2 protein-coding genes and 1 pseudogene are annotated in these 4,568 nt (G+C 42.6%); all 3 read left to right on the forward strand.

Going from position 1 to position 4,568, the window contains the following annotated elements; translation table 11 throughout:
• The coding region (locus ACTO17_RS19530) for an ABC transporter permease (RefSeq protein WP_482559099.1) at positions 1 to 1,821 on the forward strand (1,821 nt) is incomplete at its 5' end.
• Positions 1,822 to 1,895: 74 nt separating this feature from the next.
• Positions 1,896 to 4,280 (forward strand): ABC transporter permease, encoded by a 2,385-nt coding sequence (locus ACTO17_RS19535; protein ID WP_482559100.1) that lies wholly within the window; start codon positions 1,896 to 1,898, stop codon positions 4,278 to 4,280.
• A 187-nt stretch (positions 4,281 to 4,467) separates the two neighbouring features.
• A pseudogene (locus ACTO17_RS19540) lies at positions 4,468 to 4,568 on the forward strand (response regulator); the annotation flags it as partial.

Here is a 4,568-nt window from a genome sequence, read left to right on the forward strand (position 1 = left end):
GCTATCATTATCTCTAAAGCTGCCCTGACAGAATGGAATGGGTTTGACCCGGCTGGGTATCGTGCCTATGTCCATTTCAAAAACAGCGAGCAGTTGGGCGAAGAACTGATGACCTCTTATTGCAGGGAGATTGCGGAGGAATATCAGCTTCCTATGCCCAAAATGAACAGCAAGTATTTTGTCTATGCTTCTAAATCCTTTGATTTTGCACTGATGGCTGGCGTGACTGCCATTGCCCTGATCGGCGGCTACATTGTGATCCAGAGTATCTTCCGTATCTCCATCAATGACAAAATCCAGAGCTACGGACAGCTTCGGACGATTGGTGCGACGCCAAAACAAATCAAGCGGATTGTAAAACAGGAGGGACACAAACTCGGCAGTATCGGGATTTTGATTGGCACAGTGCTAGGCGTATGCGGCGGTTTTCTCCTGTTTTCCAAGGGATTTAACGTTGTTTCCTATGTGGCAATGGTTATTTTGACACTCATAAGCAGTTGGATCATGGTATCCGTTTCCATCCGTAAGCCGGTAAAAATTGCGGCAGGGATTTCCCCGATTGAAGCTGTCCGTTTCACCTCGGTACAAAAGAACATCCGCAGCCGGAAAAAGAACATCAAGCTCAATCCGGTTTCAATGGGAATTACGAATTTTAAGAGTGACCGAAAAAAGACAATCAGTATTATTGCGTCATTAAGCTTAGGTGGAATTATTCTGCTTGTGGTATCCTCCCTCGTTTTGCTGCGCTCCCCAGAGGCGCTTGCAAGACAGGTTTTCCCGGACGGTGACTATAAAATTTATTTGCTTTCTGAGTTGACAGAACAAGAAGTTATGGCGGCGGGAAATCCACTAAATGAAGAACTAAAGCAGGAAATTTTGTCTATTGATGGTGTAACCGATGTGATTGCAAAAAGGCAAAGCCTTCATGTAAATTATCGTTCCAACGGAATTGAGGGTGGTGGTATGTGTGATATACTGACTGAAAAAAACTATTCTGCGGTTGAAGCTGCATTGATAGATGGAACTATGCCACCGGATGCGCGCAGCATCATAATTGATTCGCATACAAGTAACCGTGATAATATAGGAGCAGGAGAAACAGTTGAACTTATCTCCGGGAAATCAACCCTTCCTGTTACGATATCCGGGGTATTTGACGGCGGCAGCATACCAACTAATGGACATGGAGCACTCCACCTTGACGGTCCGCTTGAATATGCACCGGAAGCATTATTCCATGAATTGCATCCAGAAATAACCTCGTTTGATTATTCATGGAGCATTGTAAGCGATCCGAAAAAAGCGGACCATGTAGAGTCTGAATTGAAAAATATTGTAGCCAGCCATAGTAATATTGCCTTAGATGAAATCAATACAGTGATTGAATATGAAGAAATGACAAATTCTTTTGCGTTTGGCAGTATGGAGATACTTTCATGGTTGGTATTTCTCTTTGGCGTTATCAACCTTATCAATACGACACTCTCTAACCAGATAGCCCGAAAGCAGGAAAACAGTGTTTTGCGTTCCATCGGTCTGACCCAAAAGCAGCTATGTAAAATGAACATCTGCGAGGGGCTGTGCTATGCGCTCTTTGCAACATTGGCGACGCTGATCGTTGGGCTTCCGGCTTCCATCTTTGCTTGCAGAAAAATGAGCATAGGTGCTTTTGCAGGAAATGTAGTACCTTACAAATTCCCTGTTTTGGAAATGGGCCTGTTCATTCTGGTGTTGTTCGGAATGGAGATAATCTTGTCTGTATGGACAATTCGCAGACAGAAAAAGCAATCCCTGATTGAACAAATGCGGGCGATGGAATAAGCGTATAAAATTTGGAGGAATTTTGTAGTTTTTGAGAAATAGGAACAAATTGTGGAATAAGGAGGTGGCAGACTATGACATGGCCTTTTGAAAATGATACCAGTGGCATAGTAAAGCGCATATCAAACCGCAGTATATCAGCAAATCGAAAAAGAAATATCTTTATTGTTTTGACGATTGCACTTGCCAGCGCATTGCTGTCTGCTATTGTCCTCTATGGCTTTGGGGTTATGCAGGAAACGCAGAAACGCAACCAAAAAACAGCGCAGATTATGTATCATGCGATTTCTGAACAACAGGGACAGGAACTATACAAGCAGGAAGAAATTGCGTGGGTCGGGGAATTTTTTAACGCATTTTCTGAACAGGTAAACCATTCAACCGTGAATTTTACTTATGCAAATGCAGATATGCTGACATCCCAGAGTATGCCCTATTCGGGAGATTTACCAGCTTCGGAGGATGAAATTGTAGTACAGGAATCCTTTTTGGATAGTTTGGGCTATTCAAATGAATTGGGACAGACAATTCGAATCCCCTTTTCTGACGGCACTGCCCATGATTTCAAATTGACGGGAATCTTAAATGTGAAAACCGGCGATATTGGACGCTATACAGCCATTATATCGAAAGAATTAGTAAGACAGCAGTATGGCGACGAGGGCATGATTGATTTTTACATTGGGCTGAAAGGCGCTCAAAATATGAGCGAGGAAGAAGCCGCCAACTATGCAAATACTCTGGCACAGCAATTAGAAATTTCCGATGATAATGTGATTGTCCGTTCCACTTATTTCAACATAAAGGACGAAAATCGTGGAAGTGATATGCTGTTCTACTTCTTGATCGGTTTTATAACTTTCATTGGTTCCGGCATTGTGATCTATTCAATTTTTTATATTTCAGTAGCAGGCAGTATCCGTAACTATGGACAGCTTCGTACAATCGGAACAACAAAGCGACAGATCAAAAAGATGGTTTACCGCGAGGGAAAATTACTTGCGGCCATTGCTATCCCGATTGGGCTGGTTATTGGAAATGTGATTGGGTATTTTCTGGTTCCTGCCGGTTGGTACTGGCTGACTGCTTTATGTGTGACGGTCGGGGTTGGCCTTTTTGCATTTATTATTGTGATGATTGCTATTCATACTCCTGTAAAAAGAGCTGCGGCAGTATCTCCGCTGGAAGCATTGCGATATTCCGATTATCAGGGTAAAATGAAAGAAAGTTCCGTGTTGCACCGTAAAATAACGCCTGCTTCACTTGCTAAAATGAATCTGTCCAGACAAAAGGCAAAGTCCACTTTAACAATACTTTCTCTTTCACTCGGCGGAGTATTGGTTGTATTGATTTCGACAATGTTAGTTTCCTATGATGGCGTTGCAGAGGCAAGAGGCAGGGTGTTCCCTGTCGGTGAATTTAACATCCAGCTCAACGCAAATCAATCGTGGGACACTGCCGGTATTTCTTTGTCTGGATTGCAGCAAAAGAATTTTCTAAATGCCGATTTTGTAAATGCAGTAGAATCTATTGATGGCGTTACAGGAATCAAGCGCTGGTATTACACAGACGCAGAATATCTTGTAAATGGCAATTCTGGAAAATGGATTCAGGGCTTTTGCCGGGATGAGCAGCAGAATTTGGAGAAAGAGCTATTTGCAGGCACGATTGATTATGATGAGCTGGTGGCAGGCAATGGAATTGTCTTACTTCAAGAGCGTGCCGATCTCTATGATATTGAGGCTTCGTTGGGTGATACCGTCGAAGTGGACTATAAAACCGAATCCGGGCAAATTCGCACAAAGACCTATACAGTCATGGGCATTGTAAACGAATATTCTTACTCCGGCTTCTCAAAGTGCTTTACGCTTCCAGAGCAGCTTATGAATGAAGCGACCGGGATAGATTGCACAGGTACGATTTCCGTAATTACCGATATGGAAAAATTTGATACGGTTGAAGCCGCATTAAATCAACGGATAGACGGAAATAGCGATTTGGTTATGGAAACCATAAAAGAAAGTATCACTTATTATAGCGGGCTTCAACAACTTTCTTTCGGGGTATTGTTGATCGTGGCTGTTATTGTTGTGTGCTTTTCTTTAATCAACCTTGTCAATACGACAATCACCAACTTCTTATCCCGTAGGCAGGAAATTGGAATGTTACAGGCGATTGGTTTGAGTAAAAAGCAGCTTATCAAAATGCTGTGCTATGAGGGGCTAATGTATTCAGTTTTTGCTACGCTGGTAACATTGGTTTTGGGGACTGGACTGAGCTTCCTATCCGTACAGGTAGTTGTGAAAACGATGAATCCATACTTTTACTATTCATTTCCGTGGCTGATCGTATTGATATATTTAGCAATCCTGCTGATTGTGCAATTCACCTTGATTTCTTACACAACTGGAAATCTGAAAAAGCAATCTCTTGTTGAGCAAATCAGGACGATGGAATAACCATATGAGATCGGCGGGGCGGCGTATGCTGCCCCGCTTTTTTCGCAATTTCTCAAAAATTTTTTTGAAATGTCCGAGCTTTGTAACAATTCAGCCTGTTTTTCTGCCGAAATCAAAGGCACCTCGGACATTTGTGTAACATTTGTAGTGTATGCTTGTGGTAAATCAATATTGGGGGTGAAGATATATGAAAAAGATACTGCTGATCGACGACAGCGACACCTATACATGGTGTCTGCAAAAATACTTACAGCACCGGGGCTACCCGGTGAAAACGGCTTGTACACT

It is taken from the genome of Petralouisia sp., assembly GCF_056822245.1.

Coding starts and splice junctions, on each gene's coding strand:
- ACTO17_RS19535 (WP_482559100.1), top strand. CDS start 1,896: ATGACATGGCCTTTTGAAAATGATACCAGTGGCATAGTAAAGCGCATA.